This is a genomic window from Bradyrhizobium sp. CB2312, assembly GCF_029714425.1.
Classification (GTDB): Bacteria; Pseudomonadota; Alphaproteobacteria; order Rhizobiales; family Xanthobacteraceae; genus Bradyrhizobium.
Genome location: NZ_CP121668.1, coordinates 125726 through 150210 on the forward strand (window position 1 = coordinate 125726; position 24485 = coordinate 150210).

The 24485-nt window shown below is 64.7% G+C and carries 24 protein-coding genes and 1 tRNA gene; 11 read left to right on the top strand and 14 right to left on the bottom strand.

The annotated features are described in order from the left end of the window. Positions 1-149 precede the first annotated feature (149 nt). The 6 genes from rpoN to QA642_RS00605 all read right to left on the bottom strand — a co-directional run bounded on the left by rpoN (position 150) and on the right by QA642_RS00605 (position 6773). Entirely contained in the window at positions 150-1778 is a 1629-nt protein-coding gene (gene rpoN, locus QA642_RS00580) for an RNA polymerase factor sigma-54 (protein WP_283082915.1), read from the bottom strand. A 90-nt stretch (positions 1779-1868) separates the two neighbouring features. Then, positions 1869-2882: an LPS export ABC transporter ATP-binding protein gene (gene lptB, locus QA642_RS00585; RefSeq protein ID WP_283082916.1), complete on the bottom strand. Its 1014-nt coding sequence runs from the start codon at positions 2880-2882 to the stop codon at positions 1869-1871. A 243-nt stretch (positions 2883-3125) separates the two neighbouring features. Next, entirely contained in the window at positions 3126-3851 is a 726-nt protein-coding gene (locus tag QA642_RS00590) for an LptA/OstA family protein (RefSeq protein ID WP_283082917.1), read from the bottom strand. 5 nt (positions 3852-3856) lie between these two features. Further along, positions 3857-4576, bottom strand: a complete 720-nt coding sequence (lptC, locus tag QA642_RS00595; RefSeq protein ID WP_283082918.1) for an LPS export ABC transporter periplasmic protein LptC — start codon at positions 4574-4576, stop codon at positions 3857-3859. Between the two features lie 145 nt (positions 4577-4721). Further along, positions 4722-5336: a ribonuclease D gene (locus QA642_RS00600; protein ID WP_235542212.1), complete on the bottom strand. Its 615-nt coding sequence runs from the start codon at positions 5334-5336 to the stop codon at positions 4722-4724. Between the two features lie 102 nt (positions 5337-5438). Further along, positions 5439-6773 carry a UbiA family prenyltransferase gene (locus QA642_RS00605; RefSeq protein WP_283082919.1) on the bottom strand — a complete coding sequence of 445 codons (1335 nt, stop codon included), beginning with the start codon at positions 6771-6773 and terminating at the stop codon, positions 5439-5441. Between the two features lie 305 nt (positions 6774-7078). Here QA642_RS00605 and QA642_RS00610 point away from each other — a divergent pair, with 305 nt between their 5' ends. Then, a complete protein-coding gene (locus tag QA642_RS00610; RefSeq protein ID WP_283082920.1) occupies positions 7079-8350 on the top strand; it encodes an MFS transporter in 1272 nt (423 codons plus the stop codon). A 115-nt stretch (positions 8351-8465) separates the two neighbouring features. Here the strand turns inward: QA642_RS00610 and QA642_RS00615 are convergent. After that, positions 8466-8552: transfer RNA gene (locus QA642_RS00615), tRNA-Leu, on the bottom strand. Positions 8553-8701: 149 nt separating this feature from the next. Here QA642_RS00615 and QA642_RS00620 point away from each other — a divergent pair. Next, the gene (locus QA642_RS00620) at positions 8702-9667 is read left to right on the top strand and encodes a complex I NDUFA9 subunit family protein (RefSeq protein ID WP_283082921.1); all 966 of its coding nucleotides are present in this window, start codon (positions 8702-8704) and stop codon (positions 9665-9667) included. A gap of 142 nt (positions 9668-9809) precedes the next feature. On the opposite strand, the gene QA642_RS00625 is transcribed toward QA642_RS00620, so the two are convergent. From QA642_RS00625 to QA642_RS00635, 3 genes are all read right to left on the bottom strand, one after another. Next, positions 9810-10550, bottom strand: a complete 741-nt coding sequence (locus tag QA642_RS00625) for an SDR family oxidoreductase (RefSeq protein ID WP_283082922.1) — start codon at positions 10548-10550, stop codon at positions 9810-9812. Between the two features lie 3 nt (positions 10551-10553). After that, on the bottom strand, positions 10554-11879 hold the full coding sequence (locus tag QA642_RS00630; protein WP_283082923.1) for an FAD-binding oxidoreductase: 1326 nt from the start codon (positions 11877-11879) through the stop codon (positions 10554-10556). Positions 11880-12008: 129 nt separating this feature from the next. After that, positions 12009-12815 (bottom strand): undecaprenyl-diphosphate phosphatase, encoded by an 807-nt coding sequence (locus tag QA642_RS00635; RefSeq protein ID WP_283082924.1) that lies wholly within the window; start codon positions 12813-12815, stop codon positions 12009-12011. A gap of 169 nt (positions 12816-12984) precedes the next feature. Here QA642_RS00635 and QA642_RS00640 point away from each other — a divergent pair, with 169 nt between their 5' ends. From QA642_RS00640 to QA642_RS00650, 3 genes are all read left to right on the top strand, one after another. Beyond that, positions 12985-13677 carry a glutathione S-transferase family protein gene (locus QA642_RS00640; protein WP_283082925.1) on the top strand — a complete coding sequence of 231 codons (693 nt, stop codon included), beginning with the start codon at positions 12985-12987 and terminating at the stop codon, positions 13675-13677. Between the two features lie 142 nt (positions 13678-13819). Next, positions 13820-14935 (top strand): tRNA epoxyqueuosine(34) reductase QueG, encoded by a 1116-nt coding sequence (queG, locus tag QA642_RS00645; RefSeq protein WP_283087124.1) that lies wholly within the window; start codon positions 13820-13822, stop codon positions 14933-14935. Between the two features lie 199 nt (positions 14936-15134). Continuing rightward, positions 15135-15923, top strand: a complete 789-nt coding sequence (locus tag QA642_RS00650) for an acyl-CoA thioesterase domain-containing protein (RefSeq protein ID WP_283082926.1) — start codon at positions 15135-15137, stop codon at positions 15921-15923. 112 nt (positions 15924-16035) lie between these two features. Here the strand turns inward: QA642_RS00650 and QA642_RS00655 are convergent, their stop codons facing one another. Together QA642_RS00655 and QA642_RS00660 are read right to left on the bottom strand one after the other, a co-directional pair. Beyond that, positions 16036-16503 carry a nuclear transport factor 2 family protein gene (locus tag QA642_RS00655; protein ID WP_283082927.1) on the bottom strand — a complete coding sequence of 156 codons (468 nt, stop codon included), beginning with the start codon at positions 16501-16503 and terminating at the stop codon, positions 16036-16038. 200 nt (positions 16504-16703) lie between these two features. Next, the gene (locus QA642_RS00660; protein WP_283082928.1) at positions 16704-17492 is read right to left on the bottom strand and encodes an alpha/beta hydrolase; all 789 of its coding nucleotides are present in this window, start codon (positions 17490-17492) and stop codon (positions 16704-16706) included. 251 nt (positions 17493-17743) lie between these two features. Here QA642_RS00660 and infC point away from each other — a divergent pair, with 251 nt between their 5' ends. After that, entirely contained in the window at positions 17744-18283 is a 540-nt protein-coding gene (gene infC, locus QA642_RS00665) for a translation initiation factor IF-3 (RefSeq protein ID WP_080134054.1), read from the top strand. 261 nt (positions 18284-18544) lie between these two features. Here infC and QA642_RS00670 read toward each other — a convergent pair whose 3' ends face one another. Beyond that, positions 18545-18949, bottom strand: coding sequence for a hypothetical protein (locus QA642_RS00670; protein WP_283082929.1), 405 nt, complete (start codon positions 18947-18949; stop codon positions 18545-18547). Between the two features lie 273 nt (positions 18950-19222). On the opposite strand from QA642_RS00670, the gene rpmI reads away from it, so the two are divergent. Next, positions 19223-19423 carry a 50S ribosomal protein L35 gene (rpmI, locus tag QA642_RS00675; RefSeq protein ID WP_008539890.1) on the top strand — a complete coding sequence of 67 codons (201 nt, stop codon included), beginning with the start codon at positions 19223-19225 and terminating at the stop codon, positions 19421-19423. A gap of 80 nt (positions 19424-19503) precedes the next feature. Continuing rightward, complete coding sequence (gene rplT, locus QA642_RS00680; RefSeq protein WP_027561620.1) at positions 19504-19863, top strand: 50S ribosomal protein L20; 360 nt, start codon at positions 19504-19506, stop codon at positions 19861-19863. Between the two features lie 8 nt (positions 19864-19871). Here rplT and QA642_RS00685 read toward each other — a convergent pair whose 3' ends face one another. Beyond that, positions 19872-20285 (bottom strand): hypothetical protein, encoded by a 414-nt coding sequence (locus tag QA642_RS00685; protein ID WP_283087125.1) that lies wholly within the window; start codon positions 20283-20285, stop codon positions 19872-19874. Positions 20286-20437: 152 nt separating this feature from the next. Between QA642_RS00685 and pheS the strand changes: the two genes are divergently transcribed. The 3 genes from pheS (at position 20438) to pheT (ending at position 24470) form a co-directional block, all read left to right on the top strand. After that, a complete protein-coding gene (gene pheS / locus QA642_RS00690; protein ID WP_283082930.1) occupies positions 20438-21520 on the top strand; it encodes a phenylalanine--tRNA ligase subunit alpha in 1083 nt (360 codons plus the stop codon). An 80-nt stretch (positions 21521-21600) separates the two neighbouring features. Continuing rightward, entirely contained in the window at positions 21601-22065 is a 465-nt protein-coding gene (locus QA642_RS00695; RefSeq protein ID WP_283082931.1) for an endonuclease domain-containing protein, read from the top strand. Further along, positions 22062-24470 (top strand): phenylalanine--tRNA ligase subunit beta, encoded by a 2409-nt coding sequence (pheT, locus tag QA642_RS00700; RefSeq protein WP_283082932.1) that lies wholly within the window; start codon positions 22062-22064, stop codon positions 24468-24470. Before QA642_RS00695 ends, pheT begins: the two co-directional genes overlap by 4 nt. Positions 24471-24485: the final 15 nt, after the last annotated feature.

The window sequence follows — 24485 nt, forward strand, 5'->3', positions numbered from 1 at the left end:
CGCCCGGCTACGGTGACGCGTCATCGTAGCTGGGGTTGTTCCCTGCGCATGATCTTTTCGGAAAACCGCCGTACACTTTCCGGATCATGCGCGTGCTTGGATCGGTCGCGATGGGGGGATGAGAGTAGCGCGATTTCGCGCCAGCGCAATCAGGCCGGTTCGGTGTTGCGGGAGCGGTCGGACAGTGCGTTGGAGAGGACGTTACCAAGGGCGCTCTGCTTGTCGCGGCGGCGTTGCACCGAGGAGGGAATGCGCATGGCTTCGCGGTACTTCGCGACCGTGCGGCGGGCAATATCAATGCCCGAGGCGCGCAAGCGTTCCACGATGGTATCATCCGACAGGATCGCCGAGGGTTCTTCCGAATCGATCAGCTGCTTGATGTGGTGGCGCACCGCTTCGGCGGAATGCGCTTCGCCGCCGTCGGCCGACGCGATCGACGCCGTGAAGAAATATTTCAATTCGAATGTGCCGCGATTTGTCGCCATGTACTTGTTGGCGGTGACGCGCGACACCGTGGATTCATGCATCTGGATGGCGTCGGCGACCGCCTTCAGATTCAGCGGCCGCAGATGCGCGACGCCATGGGTGAAGAAGCCGTCCTGCTGGCGCACGATCTCGGTCGCAACTTTCAGGATGGTGCGGGCGCGCTGATCCAGCGCGCGCACCAGCCAGGTCGCATTCTGGAGCGCGTCGGTGAAATAGGACTTGTCGCCGTCCTTGCCGATCTTCTTCGATAGCTCGGAATAGTAGGTCTGGTTGACAAGCACGCGCGGCAAGGTGTCGCTGTTGAGCTCGACATGCCAGCCGCCGTCGGGACCCGGGCGGACATAGACGTCGGCCACCATGGTCTGCAAGCGGGCCGAGCCGAACTTCATGCCGGGCTTGGGATTGAGGCGGCGGATCTCGCCGATCATGTCGGCGATGTCCTCGTCGTCGACGCCGCAGAGCTTGCGCAAGCTCGCGATGTCGCGCTTGGCCAGCAGATCGAGATGCTCGACCAGGGCCTGCATCGCGGGATCGTAGCGGTCGAGCTCGCGGAGCTGGATCGCCAGGCATTCGCTCAAGTTGCGCGCGCAGACGCCGGGCGGATCGAATTTTTGCAGCACGGCAAGAACGTCGTCGACGTCCTTTTGCGATGCGCCAAGACGCTCGGCGGCCTGGCCGAGATCGGGCGGCAGATAGCCGGCCTCGTCGACGAGGTCGATCAGGTACTGGCCGATCATGCGCTGCGCCGGCGCGGAGAAGGCGACCGAGAGCTGCTCGGCGAGATGGTCCGACAGCGTCATCTCGGCGGCGACGAAGGCTTCGAGATTGTAGTCCTCGTCACCGGAGGCGCCGCCGCCCCATTCGGTGTAGACGCTTGGCGCGGCGTCCTGCGCGTTGCGCGCGGCAGCCTCGGCCGGCTCCTCGGAGAAGACGTTGTCCAGACCCGTGTCCAGGGTCTGCTCGATCTCGGCGCGGGTGCCGAGATCCTTGCTCATCCATTCTTCCTGGCCGGGCTCGAAAGCGTCGCCGCTGCCGCCAAAGCCGTCATCGCCGCCCTGGCTGCCTGAATCCTCGCCATCGTGGTCGCTGAACTGGCCGGCCTCGGCCGGGGCCTCGCCGCCGGGAGCCTCGTCACTGGCCCGCTCCAGCAGGGGGTTACGCTCGAGCTCCTCCTCCACGAAGGTCGTGAGATCGAGATTGGACAATTGCAGCAGCTTGATCGCCTGCATCAGCTGCGGCGTCATGACCAGCGACTGCGATTGCCGGAACTCTAATCTCTGCGTAAGCGCCATCTAACAAGAACCGTTCCCAAAAATTGGTCCGATTCTTGCTTATCTTAGTCCTGACCCGATGTACACGCCTTGACTAAAAGGAAAAAAGGGCTAGAGGCGGAATTCCTCGCCAAGGTAAAGGCGGCGAACGTCGGGATCGGCGACGATCTCGTCCGGGCTACCCTCCGTCAGGATTTCACCGGCATAGACGATATAGGCGCGATCGGTGAGGCCGAGCGTCTCGCGCACATTGTGGTCGGTGATCAAGACGCCGATGCCGCGATTGGTGAGATGGCGGACGAGGTCCTGAATGTCGCCGACCGCGATCGGATCGATGCCGGCGAAGGGCTCGTCGAGCAGCATGTAGTTCGGACGCGTGGCCAGCGCGCGCGCGATCTCGACGCGGCGGCGCTCACCGCCCGATAGCGCGATCGACGGCGATTTGCGCAGGCGCGTGATGTTGAATTCGTCGAGCAGCGAATCGAGCTGCTGCTCGCGCTTCTTGCGCGAGGGCTCGACCACTTCGAGCACGGCGCGGATGTTCTGCTCGACGGTGAGGCCGCGGAAGATCGAGGCTTCCTGCGGCAGATAGCCGATGCCGAGCCGCGCGCGCTGATACATCGGCAGCTGGGTGACGTCATGGCCGTCGAGCTCGATCGCACCGCGGTCGGCCTTGATCAGGCCAGTGATCATGTAGAACACGGTGGTCTTGCCGGCGCCGTTCGGGCCGAGCAGGCCGACGGCTTCGCCGCGGCGCACATAGATGCTGACGCCGCGCACCACCTGGCGGCTGCCGAACGCCTTTTCCACGCTATGCACAGCCAGGAAGCCGGGACGGCGCAGCAGCTGCGGCCCGCCGGCGCCGTTTGGCTTCGCGGCGCTCCTGACGGGGTGAACCGCGCGCGGCGGCTCGGCCTGGTAGTCGGCGGGATAATCGGCTTGATAGCCGCCCTGGAACTGGTCGGGCGCGCGCATCGGCTGGTCACGGGCGATCGGCGGGGCGTCCCGCACCGGGCTGGTCACGAGGCCCCCGACGCTGTCCCCGAGCGCGGTGATGTCACGCGCAAATCCTGGCCGGCCGCGTTTGGCGGGGCGCCGACGGAACATGCTGAATAGATCGACCATCCCCGCCTTCCAGCCTTTCGCGGTGTTTGCGCGGTGTTTGCGCAGCGTTCGCGCGATCTGCCGCGCCGGCCTTTCGACTAGCCGACGCAGCATGAATGAAGGGATGTCTCATGCCCAGTGAAACACGCCCGAAAAGCGGCGGATCCCGCTTCGAAGCCCTGCGCGTAGATACAGTCTCACCGCACAAGCTTCAACCTCGGATCGGCGGCATCCGGCCCAAGACCCTGAATTTACTTTCAGAATTTACTTTTTGCCGCCGCCGGGCAACAGCGAGGGCGGGGCCGCGCCGGGCTTAGCCGGACCGCCTGAACCGCAATCACTGCCGGCGCCCTGCGGCAGCAGGACCTGAACGCCCCGGCCGCTGTCGGATTCCACGCGGGACACGCCGGTGGTCATGTCGACGGTCAGCCGGTCGCCGCGCATGACATTCTTGCATTGTGTCATGACCACCTGGCCTGCGCCGCCGCCAAACATGGTGATGAGGTTGGTCTTGGTGTCGAACACGGCGGTCTCGCCTGTCACCACCTGGTCCTTCTGGGTGACCACGACATTGCCGCGCGCCTCCAGCCGCTTGATCGAGGAGCTGCCGCCCGGGCCCGGCGTTGCCGACTGCATCGGCGCACCCTTGGCGCCCTTCGCCGCGGGCTGCGGCGCGGCCGGCTTGTCGCCGCCGCCGGAATCGTAAAACACCACCAGCGTCTTCGAGGTCATGGTGGTGTCGCCCTGGATGACCTTCACATTGCCGGAGAAGGTCGCCTCCTTCTTCTTGTCGCGCATCTCGAGCGAGGCGGCCTCGATCTGGATCGGCTGATCGCGATTCTGCGAAAAGCCCTGCAGCGCGTTGGGCTGGCCCTGTATCGTGCTCTGCGCGATCGCTGCACCTGCCGTCAGCGCAATGCCGAGGGCAAGCGCGGCCGCGCCGAGGATGGCGCGCCCTTTGTCTTCGCTGCGCGGAAAAAACCTGATCATGAAAATCATCTTGAATTAGCGGACTTGCTCTTTAATTTCGCCGGCGGTGGCGCCGGCTGCTCGACGGGGGCCGCGGCATCATCCGTGCTGATCTTGTCCAGATGCATCACGACATTGCCCTCGAAGCGGATGACGTCGCCGCCTTCCATAATTCGCAAGCGATCGGCGGTCAGCGTGCCGTTGGTCAGCTTGACGTCGACGCGCTCGTCCGAGGAGACCGTGCCCTTGCCCATGTCGACGAAGGCCGAGTTCAGCCGCGCCTCATAGCCGGTCGAGGTGCGCAGGAAGATGTCCTTGTGCAGATCGAGCTGCTGCTGCTTGTTGTCGAAGCGGCCGGTGCGGGCATCGAGGAACAGGGTCGATTGGTCCTCCATCAGCACCTTGGCGCGCAGATCGGCGAGATCGACATGATCGGGGTCGGTGATGTCCTGCGTCGCGGCCTTGGCCCAGAGCTCATAGGGCCGCTGGTCCGGCGTGAAGCCGGACATATGCGGCGATTCCATCGTGATCTTGGTTCCCGTCACCACGAGGTTTCCGGAGTCGAGCTTGATCGGGATCTGGAACGGATTGAGGAAGGTCGAGACGGCGACGATCGCGGCCAGGGACACGATCACGGTCACCGGCACCGCGATGCGCAGAATCCGTACCAGGCGGCTGTGGCGCGCCGCGCTGGCAAACTTCGCCGCAAGCGCGGCGTCGTAGGTGGGATTCTGGGCCGAATTCACTGCTGCTCCAGAGTGTCGCTCGCTCTGTCCGGTTGAGGTTCGCCCCATTGTACCCGGCGCCGCCACGATATGCAGCCGGCGACAGGCCGTTACGAAAGTGTCCGAAACGGGGCGGCGGCCCTGAGGTCAGCCGCCGCGCGCGGCCTCAGGAATGCGCAAAAATGTCCTCTTCGGCCCAGCCCTGGAGGTCGAGCAGGGCGCGGGTCGGCAGGAAGTCGAAACAGGCCTTGGCCAGCGCTGTGCGGCCCTCCCGCACCAGCATGGCATCGAGCCGCTCGCGCAGGGCATGCAGATGCAGCACGTCGGAGGCGGCATAGGCGAGCTGCGGCTCGGACAGGCTGTCGGAACCCCAGTCGCTGGACTGCTGCTGCTTGGAGAGATCGACGTTGAGCACCTCGCGCACGAGGTCTTTCAGGCCGTGGCGGTCGGTATAGGTGCGGGTCAGGCGGGAGGCAATCTTGGTGCAATAAATCGGCCCGGTCATGACGCCGAAGGTCTGGTAGAGCACCGCGACGTCGAACCGAGCGAAGTGGAAGATCTTCGTGATGGCGGGATTGGCCAGCAGGGCCTTCAGGTTCGGCGCGTCGGTGTGACCCTTGGGGATCTGCACGACGTCGGCGCTGCCGTCGCCGGGCGAGAGCTGCACCACGCAGAGCCGGTCGCGGTGCGGGTTGAGCCCCATGGTCTCGGTGTCGATCGCCACCGCCGAGGTGTAGCGGGACAGGTCGGGCAGGTCGCCGCGGTGCAAGCGTACGGTCATGGCGGGTCAAAACCTCAATCGAATCGGTTTGTCGGCATCATAGGCTAATCGGATGGCCCGCGATGTAGCCACTGGAGGCGGGCCGCGCAAGCGCCTGACAGCTCAGATCGCCGCCAGCATGATGCAGATCATCGCCGCGACCGTGATGCGGCTGGGGCCGTCACGGAAGGCGTAGAGGATCGGATCATCAGGCATCTCGCGGCGATGCGCCATCATCAGGGCGCGGCCGAACCAGTACAGCAGCAGCGGGTTGAGCAGCCACAGCATCCAGGGCCGGCTATAGAGCGGCGTCACCGCCGTTGACGACACATAGAGCGAGAACACCGTCACCGCGTTCATCGCGCTCGCCGCCGCCATCGCGGCGATGACATGGAGGTCGGTGATCCTGTAGTCGCGGTTGGAGGGATCGGCGAGGCCCGCGCTCTCGCGCATGCTGAGCTCGCTGAAGCGCTTGATCAGAGCGAGCGAGGTGAACACGAACAGCGAGAAGATCAGCAGCCATTCCGACAGCACGACGCCGACACCGACCGCGCCGGCGACGATGCGCAAGCTGTAGAGCCCGGCGAGCGTGACGACGTCGACCAGCATCTTGCGCTTGAGCACGAGCGAATAGGCGATGGTGGTGGCGAGATAGGCGCCGAGCACGCCGAGGAACAGCGGTGAGATGCAGAGGCTGGCGGCGATCGCGAACAGCCACAGGGCAGGGATAGCAAGCAGTGCGGAGGAGATCGGCAGATCGCCCGAAGCAAGCGCGCGATGGCGTTTGGTCGGATGCTGCCGGTCGGCGGCGAGATCCAGGAGGTCGTTCATCAGATAGGCGCCGGACGCACAGGCCGAGAAGGCCATGAATGCCAGCAGCGCATAGCCGAACGTGGCGAGATTCATCTGATGCGCGGTGATCGCAGGCACGAACACCAGCGTGTTCTTGGCGTATTGATAGACGCGCAGCGCGTTGGCCCAAATCTTCAGACTAGAAGTCTTCAGGCTGACGCTGCGTTGGCCACGACCCTCGACGCGCTCGATGGACGTGCGATCGAACGGCAGCCTGTTGCCCGCAGCGAGATCGCTGGGTGCAACGACGCCATCAAAACCGAGATGCGCGGCGATGCCCGCGGCATGACGCGCGAGGCGGCTGGCTACCAGATAAATCTTCTCGCCCCGCGCGCGCGCCGCCAGCGCCTGGTTCAGCACGCCGGAATCGTAGGGCAGGTGGGCGTAGTCGATGTCGGCCTGCGCGAGGACATCCGTGAGCGCCGCCATACCTGGGCGCCCGCCGGCGCCGAAGCGCGCCAGCACGCGGCCGGGGCTGGAGAACAGCGCCTCCATCAGCAGCTCGGAGCGCAGCAGCGCGCCTTCGAGGTCGATGACAAGCGTCCGCGCCGCCGCGGCCGATGGCTCGGGCACGCCAAAATCATACGGCCGGGCAGGCTGCTCCATCCGAAAACGCTCTCAACTGCCGCAAAACTGACCGACGCTCAGGCCGGGGAGCAGGGAAATGGACGCCCGCGAGCCTAGGGGGCATTCGCTAAGGGCGACTTAATTTGGCCGGAGAACGCGGCCGGCCCCGGCGGGACGGTCAAGTCAAGTCGGTGTGTCGGGCTGTTGCGGGGATCCCACAACCGGGCGTGAGCTTCGTGTTCCGGCACAGCCTTTGCCGTGTGCCCCGTGGAAATCCTCACCATTCACCCTATCTGCCAGTTTCGCGCGACGTCCTGCCGCGCCCATCCGCGAACCAGGTGCCCATGACCGAACAGACGTTAGCTGCGCCGATAGACGATCAACAGGAACGGCAACGCGGCTTTTCGCGCTACCAGTCGCTCCTGATCGCGCTGCTCGCCTTCACGCAGTTCACGATCATCCTCGACTTCATCATCATGTCGCCGCTCGGCGCCATCCTGATGCCCGCGCTCAACATCACAGCCGGGCAGTTCGGCATCGCGGTGTCGGCCTATGCGTTCAGCGCGGGGCTTTCGGGGATTCTCGCCGCGGGCTTTGCCGATCGCTTCGATCGCAAGCGCCTCTTGCTGTTCTTCTATGTCGGCTTCACGCTCGGCACCCTGCTCTGCGCTGTCGCGCAGAACTACCATGTGCTGCTGCTCGGCCGGATCGTGACGGGGTTGTTCGGCGGCGTGATCGGCTCGGTCGTGCTCGCCATCATCACCGATCTGTTTCCGCTGCATCTGCGCGGCCGCGTGATGGGCTTCGTCCAGACCGCGTTTGCCGCGAGCCAGGTGCTCGGCATTCCCGCAGGGCTGTTTCTCGCCAATCACTGGAACTGGCATGTCTGTTTCGTTGCGATCGTCGGCCTGTCGATCGCGGCGATCGCGGTCATCATCTTCGCGATGGAGCCGGTCGACGCGCATCTGAAGCTGAAGCAGGACCGAAACCCGTTCCACCATCTGATCGCGACGGTCTTCGAGCCGCGCTACACGCTGGCCTTCGCGGTCACGACCTTGCTGGCGACGGGCGGCTACATGCTGATGCCGTTCTCCAGCGCCTTCACGGTGCACAATCTCGGCATCGACATCACGCATCTGCCGACGATCTATCTCGTGTCCGGCCTGTTCAGCATCGTCACCGGGCCGCTGGTCGGCCGCGCCAGCGACAGGTTCGGCAAATACCCGACCTTCGTATTCGGCAGCGTGGTGTCGGTGATTATGGTGTTGATCTACACCCATCTCGGCCACGTCTCGCTGACGACCGCGATCCTCGTCAACGTGCTGATGTTCGTCGGCATCTTCTCGCGCATGATCCCCTCGCAGGCGCTGATGACGGCGATCCCCGATCAAAGCCAGCGCGGCTCGTTCAGCGCGATCAGCGCCTCGCTCCAGCAGCTCTCCGGCGGCCTCGGCTCGGTCCTCGCCGGCGCCATCATCGCGCAGGCGCCTGACGGCTCGCTGCTCCATTTCGACCGGATCGGCTACGTCGTATGCGCGTCGGCGGCCGTCGCGCTGGTGGCGATGTATTTCGTGCAGAAGGCGGTCGCGGAGCGGGCGGGGAAGCGGGTGGTGTGAGGGGGCGGGCAGGGCCGGTCTCATAACGACCCACGCAGCAGCGATGCCGGGAATCGCCGGCCTGCTATCTCTACCGACCGGAGGTCGCTCGATTTTGGGTCCAAACCCCGCAAAATGGTGCCCAGGAAAGGACTCGAACCTTCACGGCCGTTAAGCCACTGGCACCTGAAGCCAGCGCGTCTACCAATTCCACCACCTGGGCATGCCGTTTGGGGCACGGAGGCGGTTACTACGGTTCGGTGACGCCGTTGTCAATTCATGCCTGCCCGGTTTTGGCGATGCGGATTGCGCATCGCAAACCGGCCCGATACAAGCCTGATAATACGCACTCTTCCTGCAGGATTGGACCCCATGGCATCGAATCTGGACACGCTGGTCACGGTTTTCGGCGGATCGGGATTTTTGGGCCGGAATGTCGTCCGGGCGCTGTGCCGGCGCGATTACCGGGTCCGTGTTGCGGTGCGGCGGCCGGAACTAGCCGGGTACCTCCAGCCGTCCGGCAAGGTCGGGCAGGTCCATGTCGTCCAGGCCAATCTGCGCTACCCGGCTTCGGTCGAGGCGGCGCTGCGTGATTCGCATGTCGTGATCAATCTCGTGGGCGTGCTGGCCGAAAGCGGCGCTCAGACTTTCGACGCCGTCCAGGCCAAGGGCGCCGAGACGGTCGCCAAGGCGGCCGCGGCGGCGGGCGCCCAGCTGATCCATGTCTCGGCGATCGGCGCCGACGCCGAATCGCCCTCGCGCTATGCCAAGGCCAAGGCGGCCGGCGAGGCCGCCGTGCTGGCCGCGGTGCCGTCGGCGACGATCTTCCGCCCCTCCGTGATGTTCGGCCCCGAGGACCAGTTCACCAACCGCTTCGCGGCGCTGGCGCGGATGTCGCCTGTGCTGCCGCTGATCGGCGCTGAGACGAAGATGCAGCCGGTCTATGTCGGCGACGTCGCCACCGCGATCGCGGATGCGGTCGACGGCAAGGCCAAGGCGGGCGCGACCTATGAGCTCGGCGGGCCGGAGGTGCTGACCATGCGCGAGATCATCGAGGCCATTCTGGCCATCGCCAACCGCAAGCCGGCGCTGATCCCGCTGTCGTTCGGCCTCGCCCGCTTCCAGTCCAACTTCCTGCAATTCGCGCCTGGCGCGTTCAAGCTGACCCCGGACCAGGTCACGCTGCTCGAGCGCGACAATGTCGTGTCGGAAGCCGCGAAGGCTGCAGGGCTCACGCTGGAAGGGCTCGGCATCGCCCCCGATTCGCTGGAGGCGATCGCCCCGCAATATCTCTGGCGCTTCCGCGCCGCCGGGCAATTCCAGCGCATGAGCGTGTGAGACGTCTCTCTCCGTCGTCATGGCCGGGCTTGACCCGGCCATCCACGCGCTTCCGCATGTGCAGCAAGACGTGGATGCCCGGGTCAAGCCCGGGCATGACGAGTTTGTGGGACGGGGCGAGGGAGCAGACCACCGCCGCACCTCAAAACTTCAGCTTCTTGAACACCGCCTCCGGCAGCGTCTTGATGATCAGCATCACCAGACGCCATTTGCCGCTGACATAGACGACTTCGGTTTTCTTCTCCACGGCCTGAAGGATCGCATCGCCGACGACAGGCGCCTCGACCGTGAGCGGGCCGATCAGCTTCATGCCTTCCGTCATCTTGGTGCGGACGAAGCCGGGTTTGACGGTGACGACATGCACGCCGCCACGGCTGGCGCGGGCGCGCAGGCCCGACAGGAACGCGGAGAAGCCTGCCTTGGCCGAGCCGTAGACATAGTTCGAGGCGCGGCCGCGATCGCCGGCGACCGAGGACACGCCGACGATCGTGCCAGCGCCGCGTGCCAAAAACTTCTCCGCGAACAGGCCGAGGATCAACGACGGGCCTTCGTAGTTGGAGCGCATGATCGTGGTGGCATGCGCGAGATCGCTCTCGGCATTTTGCTGCACGCCGAGCAAGCCGACGATCGAGATGACGACGTCAGGCAGCGCGGGAAGGGCGGCGACAAAACCATCGAACGAAGCGGTGTCGAGCACATCGAACTTATGGAGATTGGCCTCGACGTTGTAGCGCGCGCGCAAATCGGCGGCATCAGGCTCCAGCGCGGCCACGTCGCGGCCTGCGAGTCCAACATCGTATCCGGCCTTGGCAAAGGCGCGCGCGGCGGCGCGTCCGATATCGGAGGAGCCACCGAGCACCAATGCAGTCTTGCGTGACGTCACGGCTTACACCTCATCGAACAGGCGTTGCGAAAGCTTGGAACGGATGGCGCCGTTGAGATCGAGCGATTTGCGGATCGCGTTGAAGCGCGGCAACGCGGGATAGCCGGCCTCGAACGTCGCGCGCGACTGGCGCGCGTCTTTTGCGAGATAGAGCCGGCCGCCGGCCGCGACGACGAGACGGTCGATCTCGTCGAGAAAATTCAGGATGTCGCCCTTGACGGGGAAATCCAGCGCCAGCGTGTAGCCGGGCAGCGGGAACGACAGGATGCCGTCGCCCTGGCCGAGCTTCTTGAGCACCGCGAGGAAGGAGGCATCGCCGCGCCTTGCGACGCGGTCGAGGATCTCGCCCAGCACGGCGCGGGCATTCCGTTCCGGGATCACGCATTGATGTTGGAGGAAACCGCGCTTGCCATAGATGCGATTCCAGTCGGCGATCGCGTCGAGCGGAAAGAAATACGGATAGAGCGAGACCACATGGCTGCCGCCGGCGCGCCGCGCGCCCATGCGGTAGTAGAGCTCGTTGAAGGCGCGGATGCTGAAGCGGTTCAGCGTCATCGACGGCAGGTCGACGGGCACGGCGAGGTTGGGATTCTTGCCGACGGGAAATGCAGCGGCACCTTCCGCTAGCTCGTCTCTGCTGGCGTGCTCACCGAGATAGATCAGGGAACGGCCGAGATCGCGCCCGCGCGCGGCGCAATCGATCCACGCCACCGAGTAGGTTGCAGCATCGCCCGCATCCAGCGCGCGCATCGCAGCGTCGAGATCGGATGCCGAGATCACGCGCTCGCGGATCCAGCCCGTTTCCACCGGCCGCAGCCGCATCGTCGCTTCGAGGATGATTCCGGTGAGACCCATGCCGCCGATGGTCGCAAAGAAGGCATCGGAATTTTGCTCGCGCGAGACCTCGATGGTCTGGCCCTGACCGGTGCGCAGCAGGATGCTGTCGACATAGCGGCCGAAGCCGCCCTCGCAGTGGTGATTCTTGCCGTGCACGTCGGCGGCGATCGCACCGCCCACCGAGACGAAGCGCGTGCCGGGCACGACGAAAGGCAGGAAGCCGCGCGGGCCAAAGGTGTCGATCAAATCCGCGAGCTGCACGCCGGCTTCGAGACGGATGCGACCGGTTGCGGGATCGAACGACCTGATCCGGTCGAACCCGGTCATCCCGATGGTCCTGACGGCGCCGATCGCGGCATCGCCATAGGCTCGGCCGTTGCCCCGCGCCACGGAACCGGCCACCACGGCGTCGCCCACCGCCGCGAACGAGCGCGGCCGCAGCACGTCGCTATCGACGACCGGGAAACGTCCCCAGCCGCTGACGAGGGTCATGGTTCAGCTCCTGTGCCGGGCGCGCGCCGCCCTGCTCCGGAAACTGCCTACCGGTCAAAAGCTGATATTGCGTTGAGGCGTATCGGGAAGTTGCAAAGGTTAACGGCGTAGCACGGATGGAGTACGAGCCTACCTGCCCAGCGCCAGCGCGATCAGGCCGAGGGTGCCGACGATGACGCGCCACCAGGCGAACACCACGAAACCGTGGCGGGTGACGTATTCCAGGAACGTCTTGACCACGATGATCGCGGTGACGAACGACACCACGAAACCGATCGCGACGATGCCCATGTGGTCCATCGTCATCTCGGAGCGGTTCTTGTAGAAATCGTAGGCGAACGCGCCGATCATGGTGGGAATGGCGAGGAAGAACGAGAACTCCGCCGCCGCGCGCTTGTCGGCACCCAGGAACATCGCGGCGACGATGCTGGCGCCGGAGCGCGACACGCCCGGGATCATGGCGACGCACTGCGCGATGCCGATATAGAGATACATCAGCAGCGGAAACTTCGTGGCGTCATGCTCGCGCGGCTTGAGGTCGAGCTTGTCGACCCAGAGCAGGATGGCGCCGCCGACGATCAGCGTGAAGCAGACGACCCAGGGATTGAACAGCACGCTCTTGATGTATTTACCGGCGACGAGGCCGACGACGACGGCCGGCAGGAACGCCACCAGCACGCCGATCACGAAACGGCGCGCATAGGCATCGCCCGTGAACAGGCCGATCGCGACATCCCAGAGCTTCCTGAAGTAGAGCCCGACGATCGCGAGGATCGCACCCAACTGGATCAGAACCGTAAACGAATCCCAGAAGGCGCCTTCACCGAGGCCGAAGAAGCGCTCCGCGAGCAGCAGGTGGCCGGTCGAGGACACGGGAAGGAACTCGGTCACACCCTCGATGATGCCGAGGATCACTGCCCGTATTGCATCTGACATATTTACGGTCCATTTCGGCTGGAAAAGCGGGGCTCTTCTCGCCTATTCCCCTAAATGCTGCAATCGCAAAATGCGCCGTCACACTCTTGCTTCGCAGTTTTGGGGAACTAGTGTGGCGCCGCACAAACATTGATGGATTCTTAAGCACCATCAAATAGTCAAAGGCTTCATGTTTACGCTGTTCCATCATCCGTTCTGTCCGCATTCGCGCTTCATCCGCCTGATCGCGGGCGAATACGGGCTCGATCTGAAGCTGATCGAGGAGCGCAGCTGGGAACGGCGCGAGGCATTTCTGCTGCTCAATGCGGCCGGCACGACGCCCGTGCTGGTGGACGACGAGCAGCCGCCGATCCCGGGCGCGGCCATCATCGCCGAATATGTCGATGAGGCCTATGGCGCCGGGATGGGACCCAAGCGCCTGATGCCGGAGACCACCTTCGAGCGCGTCGAGGTGCGGCGGCTGATGGCCTGGTTCAACGAAAAGTTCTTCGAGGAGGTCTCGCACCCGCTCGTCACCGAGCGCATCTACAAGCGCTTCATGAGCGAGGAGAATGGTGGCGGCCCGCCCTCGGCCGACGTGATGCGCGCGGCCAAGGCCAACGTGCGCTATCATCTCGCCTATATCGGCTGGCTGGCGCAGACGCGTAACTTCCTCGCCGGCGACCGGCTCAGCTACGCGGATCTCGCCGCCGCGGCGCATCTCTCGGCGATCGACTATCTGGGCGACGTGCCATGGAGCGAGGACGACGCAGCAAAGGCGTGGTACGCGCGGGTGAAATCCCGCCCGTCGTTCCGTCCGCTGCTGAGCGAATGGCTGGCCGGCGTGCCGGCGTCGCGGACTTACGTGGACCTGGATTTCTGAGGATGAGCGTCATGCCCGGGCTCGTCCCGGGCATCCACGTTCTTTCTATTCCTGTGAATTCGCAAAGACGTGGATGGCCGGGACAAGCCCGGCCATGACGGCGTCAGTCGTGGATGCGTCGTTGAACAAATTCGACCCAGACATGGATCGGCTGCGCACCGCGCTCGAAGAGCAAGCGCACGCGCTCGGCTTCGACTGCATCGGCATCACAGAGCCTGGCACGATCGAAAAGGCCGGAGCGCATTTCCTCGAATTCATCGCCTCGGGCGGCCATGGCGACATGGACTGGCTCGCGAACCAGCCGGAGCGCCGGCTCGATCCGCGCGGGCTTTGGAGCGACGTGCGCAGCGTCATCATGCTCGGCGTCAATTACGGCCCCGACTCCGATCCGCTGGCGATCCTGAAACAACGCACGCGCGCGGCGATATCGGTCTATGCGCAGGGCGACGACTATCACGACCTGATCAAGAAACGCCTGAAGGCGCTGGCGCGCTGGCTGGTCGCAACCGCGCCGTCGCAAGTGAAGGTGTTCGTCGACACCGCAGCGGTGATGGAGAAGCCGCTGGCGCAAGCCGCGCAACTGGGCTGGCAGGGCAAGCACACCAATCTGGTCTCGCGCGAGTTCGGCTCGTGGCTGTTTCTCGGCGCGATCTACACCACGCTCGAGCTGCCGCGCGATACTGCCGAGATCGATCATTGCGGCTCGTGCCGGGCCTGCCTCGACATCTGCCCGACCGCGGCGTTTCCCGAGCCCTACAAGCTCGATGCGCGGCGCTGCATCTCCTATCTCACCATCGAGAACAAGGGACCGATCCCACACGAATTCCGCAAAGCGATGGGCAACCGCATCTATGGCTGCGACGATTGCCTCGCTGCCTGCCCCTGGAACAAGTTCGCGCAGGAGGGGCGGGAAGCAAAACTCGCCGCGCGTGAGGAATTGCGCGCGCCTGGTCTTGCTGAGCTGGCACGGCTTGATGATACCGCGTTCCGCGCGCTGTTCACGAAGTCGCCGGTGAAGCGCATCGGCCGCGATCGGTTCTTGCGGAATGTGCTGATTGCGATTGGTAATTCCGGCGAGGTGGCGCTGGCGGAAGAGGCGCGGCGGTTGCTGGAGGACGAGAGCGCGCTGGTGCGCGGGGCGGCGGTGTGGGCGCTGGGGCAACTTTTGTCGCGCGAGGAACTCGCGGCGACGAAGCTGGATAGGCTCAAGCACGAGTCGGACGAGGCCGTGCGTGAGGAGTGGCAGGCCGCGTCCTAGCTCTCCGCTGTCATGCCCCGCGAAGGCGGGGCATCCAGTACGCCGCGGGTTCTCGACTGAACCACTGCCGTCTCGGAATACTGGATCGCCCGCCTTCGCGGGCGATGACACCTGTGTTGTGGCTGGCTCGCGCGCCCGCCCTCACCACCCTTGATTTCCGCGCCCATTCCCTCAAAAGTCGCGCATCATGACGACAAACATGCCTTTCTTCACCCGCAACAGTGATACATTCCATCCGACGGAAGTGGCCAATGGCCCGTGGGATCCGAAATCGCTGCACGGGCGCGTCATCATCGGGCTGCTTGGCTTCGCCATCGAGGAGCGTCATTCGGGGCCTGAATTCGTGCCGGCGCGGCTCACCGTCGACATGTTTCGGCTGCCGACCATCGACAAGCCGATCCAGGTGACGACGCGGCTCGTGCGCGATGGCCTGCGCATCCGCGTGGTGGAAGCAGAGCTCTTCTCCGGCGGCGTCAGCATGGCGCGCGCCTCGTGCCAGCTGCTGCGCAAGACACAAAATCCCGACGGCAATGTGTGGTCGCCGCCGAACTGGGACGTGCCCAAGCCGGCAGACATTGCAAAGCCGACCGATCCCAGGCTCGGCATGAACGGCAAATGGACGACGCGCCCCATTGTCGGCCACATGGGCTCGCTCGGTCCGCGCCGGCTATGGATGAGCGAGGTGCGCGAGCTCGTCGCGGGCGTGCCGATGACGCCGTTCGTCCATGTCGCCGTTGGCGCCGACTTCGCCAGCCCATTTGCCAATGCTGGAGACAAGGGGCTCGGCTACATCAATAGCGACGTCACGATCTATCTGCACCGCCTGCCGGTGACGAACTGGATCGGCTTCGACGTGGTGAACCATCAGGCCACCGAGGGCGTGGCGATCGGCGAATGCTGGCTCTATGACGAAGAGGGCCCGATCGGCACCGCGACGGTCGCCGCACTGGCGCAGCGCAAGCCGATGGCCAAGATACCGCCGCCGTGACCGTCATTCCGGGGCGTGCGAAGCACGAGCCCGGAATCCATACTCCCGATCGTGGTTATGGATTCCGGGCTCGCGCCAAGTGGCGCGCCCCGGAATGACGAGGAGGATGCAGCTACACCAAATGCCGCTTCATCTCCGGCCGTGCCTTCAGCTCCGCGCCCTGCTTGGCGACGATCTTCGCGATCCGCTCCGGCGTGAACTTCAGATCGACGAATGCCGGCGCGGTGTTGGCGACCTCGTGATATCTAGCGATCTTGCCGTCGCGCAGCGTCATGATCGCGACGCCCTCGAACATTGCCCGCGCGCCGTTCGCTTCCGGCAGGGTTGATTTGTAGCTGAAGGTGTAGCGCGCATAGAGCGTGCTGCCGTCCGATACGGGATCATGCATGTCCCAACGGAAATCGGTCGCCGTGCGATAGAACCAGTCGTCGATCATCGCCGCGATCTTCTCGCGGCCGGCGAAGGCGCCGTAGAAGACGTCGTGATAGACGCCGTCCTCGGTGAACAGCTCGGCAAAGGCGCGGCCATTGCGCTGCTCGACCGCATCGCAGAAGGCGCGCAGCATGGCGGCGGTGGTCATTGAATTGCCTCCCGGTGCTTCTTGTTGTGCCCTCTCCCCTTGTGGGAGAGGGCAGCTCCGCTCGTCGACGCGCATTCACTTGGGTGAGGGGTTGCTTCGGCGAGTCCAATTCTCAGTCGGGCTCGTGGAGAGAACCCCTCATCCGGCTTCGCTTCGCGAAGCCACCTTCTCCTACAAGGGGAGAAGGGAAGAGAAACATCTCACCCGATCTCGGCCACCGCGGCAAGAATGCGCGCGATGTCCTGCGGGCGGGAGAGGCGGTGATCGCCGTCCTGGATCATGGTCAGCACGACGTCGTCGGCCGGCAGGCGATGCGTCAGCGCGAAGGCGTGCTGCCAGGGCACATCGGGATCCTGCGCGCCTTGCAGGATACGCACGGGACAGCCGAGATCGATCGCGCTGCCGAGCACGAGATGATTGCGGCCCTCCTCGATCAGGTTCCGCGTGATCGGGTAGGGCGAGCCGTCGCCGTATTCCGACGGCCGCAGCCAGAAGCCCTTGGTCTCGATCTCCTTCTTCACCGCGGGCGAAAAGTTCTTCCACATCAGCTCCTCGGTGAAATCGGGCGCCGGTGCGATCAGCACGAGGCCCGCCAGCGACGCTTGACCGGAACGCTTCCTGATCTCGCGCGCGAGCAGCAGCGCCATCCAGCCGCCCATGGAGGAGCCGATCAGGATCTGCGGACCCTCGCAGAACCGCTCGAACACCGCGACGCTGTCCTCGAGCCAGCTGCCGATGGTTCCATCGGCAAAATTGCCACTGGATTCACCATGACCGGAATAGTCGAACCGGACCGCGGCACGGCCGTGCTCCCCGGCCCAGGCATCCAGCGCGATGGCCTTGCCGCCCTGCATGTCCGATTTGAAGCCGCCGAGCCAGACGAGCCCAGGTCCTTGTCCGCGCCGGCTGCGCACTGCGATTTTGCGCGCGGATGGACCCTCGCCCACATCGATGAAGTCGAGCACGGCATCGGGAATTGCGTCGGTCATGGAACGTTTACTCTGGCTGTGCGGTTTCAGCAGGTCGGGCCGCGTGCGATTGAGTAACCGCTGCCGGCATTGTCCCTTTGGGACGCTTGCGGAACAGAAGCAAGGTGTCTATGTCGATCAGCGTGCCGACAGGCGTGGCCCAAATGCCTCGCATTTGAGGGTTTTTCGCCTCTGGCACACGCGACTTGCTTGCCCGCAAACGCTTCTTCCTTCAAAATAGCCGCTTCTTTCACAACTTTGGAGAACCACCCATTCGCCGTCCTAATAAAGCTCCGCCCGCTGCCAGCAAAGACGGGCCGCGCATCAATGATGATATCCGCAATGCGCAGATCCAGCTGATCGACCAAACCGGTGATAACAAAGGCACGGTCGAGACCGTCGTCGCCATCCGGATGGCCCAGGAAGCTGGCATGGATCTGGTCGAGATTTCGCCGAATACCAGCCCTCCCGTCTGCAAGATCATGGACTACGGGAAGTACAAGTATTCCGCTCAGAAGAAAGCTGCGGAAGCCCGCAAGCGACAGAAGACCGTCGAGATCAAGGAGATCAAGCTCCGCCCGATGATCGACGATCACGATTACGACGTGAAGATGCGCGCGATGCAGCGGTTCTTCGAAGAGGGCGACAAGGTCAAGATCACGCTGCGCTATCGCGGCCGCGAAATGGCGCATCAGGAGATCGGCACCAAGCTTTTGGACAAGATCAAGACCGACGTCGCCGAGCTCGCCAAGGTCGAGCAGGACGCGCGGTTCGAAGGCCGCCAGGTCGTCATGGTGCTGGCGCCGCGCTGAGGCTTTTTCAGGGGACTTGAGAATTCAGCGGCCCGTCCGGATCTCCGGCGGGCCGTTTTGTTTTGGAGCGCGTTGTCGGAAATATCCCCCGCCGCGAACTCGCTGCACCTCTCCCGCTTGCGGGAGAGGTCGACACGCGAAGCGTGGCGGGTGAGGGCTTTTCCCTCTTGGGGGTTCTCGATCGCGGAGACACCCTCTCCCCGACCCTCCCCCGCAAGCGGGGGAGGGAGCGCACCGCCTTCGTGGCAACGGCTCGTTCCACTACGTCCGCGTCGCCTGCCAGGTGCCGCTGCACTGGTCGCCGGAGATGATGCCTTTCCAGGAGCCGGCGCCGTTCAGGCCGGCGAGGCGGCCGCCGCCGCTCGCATGGGACGCGCCGACCGAGACCTCGACCGCGACCGCGCCGGTGCGGTTGACCCGGCCCGAGACCCGGCCGCCGCCGGCGGACGACACCCGGCTGCCTGTCACGGTGAAGGGGACGCTATAGCCGGAGCTGCAATTGCCCCGGGTGGTGGCGAAAGTGACGTTCCAGATGCCGTCATAGCCACCGACACGCGCGTCGGCAGTTGACGGCAGCGCCGCGGTGGCGAGCACGGCGAACAGCGCCAGATGGCGCGGGCGGGCGAAATTGGTCAACGACGAAAGAAATTGCGGGAAATGGGCCATTTTGGTCCTGCTCCGAGCGACACGGCTGGGACATGAGGGTGACAACTTGCAATAGTCGGCGAGCCGGTTCCCGCGGTTCATCGTTGCCAATCGGCCTGTCCTCTGTCATAAGCCCAGCCTTCATCGCCCGGCTGATTTAAGGGCTGCCGTGGCGGTGTTCGTGCGGGTGTCGCGCTTGTTCGCGAAAACCTGAGCACAATCAACGCTCTAACGAGCAATTTTGACGGCCAGCCGCCTTCGCGGGCGGATTTCTGTGGCCATTAGGAGAGCCAAATGCCCAAGCTGAAGACCAAATCGGGCGCTAAAAAGCGCTTCAAGGTGACTGCCACCGGCAAAGTGATGCACGCCCAGCGCGGCAAGCGTCACGGCATGATCAAGCGGACGAAGAAGCAGATCCGTCAGCTCCGCGGCACCCGCGTGCTGTTCAAGACCGACGGCGACAACGTCAAGAAGTACTTCTTGCCGAACGCCTGATCGCGTCCACGATCACTGCCATCCGTGCCGCGCATCCCGCGGCAATCCGATAACCGAAGTCATCTCTGAAGGATTTTGTCATGTCTCGCGTCAAACGCGGTGTGACCGCCCACGCCAAGCACAAGAAAGTCTACAAGGCCGCCAAGGGCTTCTACGGCCGCCGCAAGAACACCATCCGCGCCGCCAAGCCGGCCGTGGAGAAGGCCCAGCAATACGCCTTCCGCGACCGCAAGCGTAAGAAGCGTACCTTCCGCGCGCTCTGGATCCAGCGCATCAACGCTGCCGTCCGTCCGTTCGGCCTGACCTACAGCCGATTTATCGACGGCATGGCCAAGTCCGGGATCACCGTGGACCGCAAGGTGCTGTCGGATCTCGCGATCAGCGAGCCCGCCGCGTTCCAGGCGATCGCCGAGAAGGCCAAGGCTGCTCTCGCGGCCTGAAGCTTGCGCTAGCGAGCCTTCTGGCCCGCAGCCTTCAGCGCGCGTTGCGAGTAGCGCTGGGCGACCTCCGCCCGGCAAAAAGCTGCGAACGAGAGATACATGGTGCCGGACTTGTTCCGGTACTTGAGGTCGCATGCGCGCATCTCGCGTTTGTAAGCCTGCTGCTGCGCCGTGCTGAGGCCAGGCATGAAGTCCGCCTCGCATTTCTTCTCGACGGCGGCGCCGAGCTGAACATCGCCGCTCGCGGTCAATTGGCAATCCTGAAACAGCTTCATCGCGCTTGCGCAGCTCTTCTGGGCGCCGATCGCCTCGACAACCTCGTCCAGCGTCATGGATTTATCCATGCAGACCATGGCGCGCGCAGGGGTGCCTGCAAACGACAGAACGACGGCCAGAACAGCCAGGCAGGATTTCGAAAGCATCGCAAAGGTCTCCTCGTATCCCCGTTGGTGCCGGGCCCCCGCGTGAGGTTCAACCCTGCCGTCCATCAGCCCGAAATGACCGGCTTTTTGCTTGACGTTACGGCCTTCGGGCGGCGACAACCCAGCCGAATTTTGGCAGCAAGGATTTGACTGTGTCCGACCTCGCAACGCTCGAAACATCCATTCTCGACCAGATCGCCGCCGCCGGCGATGAAGCCGCGCTCGAAGCGGTGCGCGTCGCAGCGCTCGGCAAGAAGGGCTCGATCTCCGCACTGCTTGCCACGCTCGGCAAGATGTCGCCGGACGAGCGCAAGACGCAAGGCGCGGCGATCAACCAGGCCAAGGACAAGGTCACCGAGGCGCTCGCCGCACGGCGCGACGTGCTGAAATCGGCGGCACTCGATGCGCGGCTTGCTTCGGAGACCGTCGACGTCACCCTGCCGCTGCGTGATGCGCCGGCCGAGGCCGGCCGCATCCATCCGCTGAGCCAGGTCTGGGACGAGCTCACCACGATCTTCGCCGACATGGGTTTCTCGGTCGCGGAAGGCCCCGATATCGAGACCGACGACTACAACTTCACAAAACTGAATTTCCCGGTCGGCCACCCCGCCCGCGAGATGCACGACACCTTCTTCTTCCATCCGAAGGAGGACGGCTCGCGCATGCTGCTCAGAACCCACACCTCGCCGGTGCAGGTGCGCACCATGCTGAGCCAGAAGCCGCCGATCCGCGTGATCTGCCCGGGCCGCACCTACCGCATCGATTCGGATGCGACCCACACGCCGCAATTCCACCAGGTCGAAGGCCTCGTGATCGACAAGCATTCGCATCTCGGCCACCTCAAATGGATCCTGCACGAGTTCTGCAAGGCGTTCTTCGAGGTCGACCACATCAACATGCGCTTCCGCCCGTCGTTCTTCCCGTTCACCGAGCCGTCGCTGGAAGTCGACATCCAGTGCCGCCGCGACAAGGGCGAGATCCGCTTCGGCGAAGGCGAGGACTGGCTCGAGATTCTCGGCTGCGGCATGGTGCATCCGAACGTGCTGCGCGCCTGCGGTATCGATCCCGACGAGTACCAGGGCTTCGCCTGGGGCATGGGCATCGACCGCATCGCCATGCTGAAATACGGCATCGCCGATTTGCGCCAGCTGTTCGACAGCGACGTCCGCTGGCTGTCCCATTACGGCTTCAAGCCGCTCGAAGTGCCAACGCTTGCCGGAGGGCTGAGCACGTGAGAGCGCTGCTCGGCCATACGATGACTCTCTCCGTTCCCTCCCCCCTTGTGGGGGAGGGTCAGGGAGGGGGGTAGCCGCGGATGCCGCACGCAGTTGTGAGCGAGCGTCAGCGCAGCCGGGCGAAACAGCTTCGCCGAGCAATGACGCGCGCCGAAACACTGCTGTGGCGCTATCTGAAGGCCAATCGAATGGATGGGGTTGGCATCCGTCGCCAAACGCCAATCGGAAACTACATCGCCGACTTCGTGTGCTTCTCCTCGAAGCTCATCATCGAGCTTGATGGAGAATCCCACGATTTCGAGGAACGTCAGAAGAAGGATGAGCGTCGCGACGCCTTCTTCGCAGCCGAGGGCTTTCAGGTTCTGCGCTTCACCAACGATCAGGTGATGACGAACCTCGAGGGTGTTGTTGAGGCAATTCGCCAGGCAGCTTCCGCCGGAGCCCGCGGCTCACCCCCCTCCCTGACCCTCCCCCACAAGGGGGGAGGGAACACTGACACCGCCCAAAGTAACTCCACCGACAAGAGCCGAGGCACACAGCCATGAAATTCACCCTCTCCTGGCTGAAGGATCATCTCGACACCGACGAGCCCTTGGAAAAGCTCGCCGACAAGCTGACCATGATCGGGCTCGAGGTCGAGAACATCGAGGACAAGGCAAAGGCGCTGAAGCCGTTCACGATCGCGAAGGTGATCTCGGCCGAGCAGCATCCGAACGCCGACCGGCTGCGCGTCTGCATGGTCGATACCGGTGACGGTGGCGCGCCGGTGCAGGTCGTGTGCGGCGCGCCGAATGCGCGCGCTGGGCTCGTCAGCGTGTTCTCACCGCCCGGCACCTACATTCCCGGCAAGGACATTACGCTGGGCGTCGGCACGATCCGCGGCGTCGAGAGCCGCGGCATGCTGTGCTCGGCGGCGGAGCTGCAGATTTCCAACGACCATGACGGCATCATGGAATTGCCGGCGGACGCGCCTGTTGGTGCGGGCTACGCCGAATGGGCCACGCTCGGCGATCCCGTGGTCGAGATCAATCTGACGCCGAACCGCCAGGACTGCACCGGCGTGCACGGCATCGCGCGCGATCTTGCCGCCGCCGACATGGGCAAGTTCAAGGACCCGACGATCAAGCCGATCAAGGGCGAATTCCCGTGCCCAGTGAAGGTCACGGTGGAGGACGCGACGCTCTGCCCGGGCTTCGCGCTGCGTCTCGTGCGCGGGGTGAAGAACGGCCCATCGCCAGACTGGCTGCAGAAGCGGCTGACTGCGATCGGTCTGCGTCCGATCAACGCGCTGGTCGACATCACCAACTTCATGACCTACGACCGCGCGCGCCCGCTGCACGTGTTCGACGCCAAGAAGGTGAGGGGCAATCTCGTGGTGCGACGCGCGCGCGACGGCGAGACCCTGCTGGCGCTCGACGGCCGCACCTACAATCTCGATCCCGCCATTTGCGTGATCGCGGACGAGCACGGCGTCGAATCGCTCGCCGGCATCATGGGCGGCGAAGCCTCGGGCTGCGACGAGAACACCACCGACGTGCTGATCGAATCGGCGCTGTGGAACGAGATCAACATCGCCCAGACCGGCCGCAAGCTCGGCATCAATTCCGATGCCCGCTACCGCTTCGAGCGCGGCGTCGATCCGGCCTTCATGGTGCCGGGCCTAGAGCTTGCGACCAAGCTCGTGATGGAGATGTGCGGCGGCGCGCCGTCCGAGAACGTCGTGGTCGGCAAGGCCTTTGGCGACGACCGCGTCATCGATTTCCCTGTGACGGAAGTGAAGCGCCTCTCCGGCATCGAGGTGCCGCAGCCAGAGATGAAGCGCATCCTGACCCATCTCGGCTTCATGATGGCGGGCCCCGGCCCGGTCGTGAAGGTCGCCGTGCCGTCCTGGCGCTCCGACGTGCATGGCAAGGCCGACATCGTCGAGGAGATCGTCCGCATCTTCGGCGTCGACAAGGTGCCGATGACGCCGTTCGAGCGCGGCGACGACGCGCGCAAGCCCGTGCTGACCCCGCTTCAGCTCCGCACCCGCCGCGCGCGGCGCGCGCTGGCGAGCCGCGGCATCGTCGAAGCGGTGACGTGGTCGTTCATCACCAAGACTGCAGCAAAATTGTTCGGCGGCGGCCAGCGCGAGCTCGAAGTCGCCAATCCGATCGCGGCTGATCTCTCCGACATGCGCCCGACGCTGCTGGCGGGGCTGATCGCGGCAGCACAGGCCAACGCCGATCGCGGTTATGGCGACGTCGCGCTGTTCGAGGTCGGTCAAATCTTCAAGGGCGATCGCCCGCAGGATCAGTTCATGGCGGCGAGCGGCGTGCGCCGCGGCCTTGCGTCCTCGGAAGGCCTCGGACGGCACTGGACGGGCTCGGCGCAGGCCGACGTGTTCGACGCCAAGGCCGATGCGCTGGCGGTGCTGGCGGCGGCCGGCGCGCCGATGCAGGCGCTCCAGATCGTCGCCGGTGGCCCGGCCTGGCTGCATCCGGGACGTTCCGGCACGATCCAGATCGGCCCGCAGAACGTGCTCGGCTATTTCGGCGAGGTGCACCCGCGCGCGCTCGAGGCGCTTGGCGCCGACGGCCCGCTTGTCGTGTTCGAGGTGATCCTCGACCGCATTCCCGAGGCGAAGAAGAAGCCGACCCGCGCAAAACCGTTGATCGAGCTGTCGGCATTCCAGCCGGTGTCGCGCGACTTTGCCTTCATCGTCGACCGAGCCGTGAAGGCCGGCGACATCGTGCGCGCCGCGCAAGGCGTCGACAAGAAGCTGATCACCGGCGTCAACGTTTTCGACGTCTACGAGGGCAAGGGCATCGAGGACGGCAAGAAGTCGATCGCGATCGCGGTGACGCTCCAGCCACGCGAGAAGACCCTGACCGACCAGGATATCGAGGCCGTCGCCGCGAAGATCGTGGCGGAGGTCACGAAGAAGACTGGTGGCACGCTGCGAGCATGATGCTCTGGAATGGCA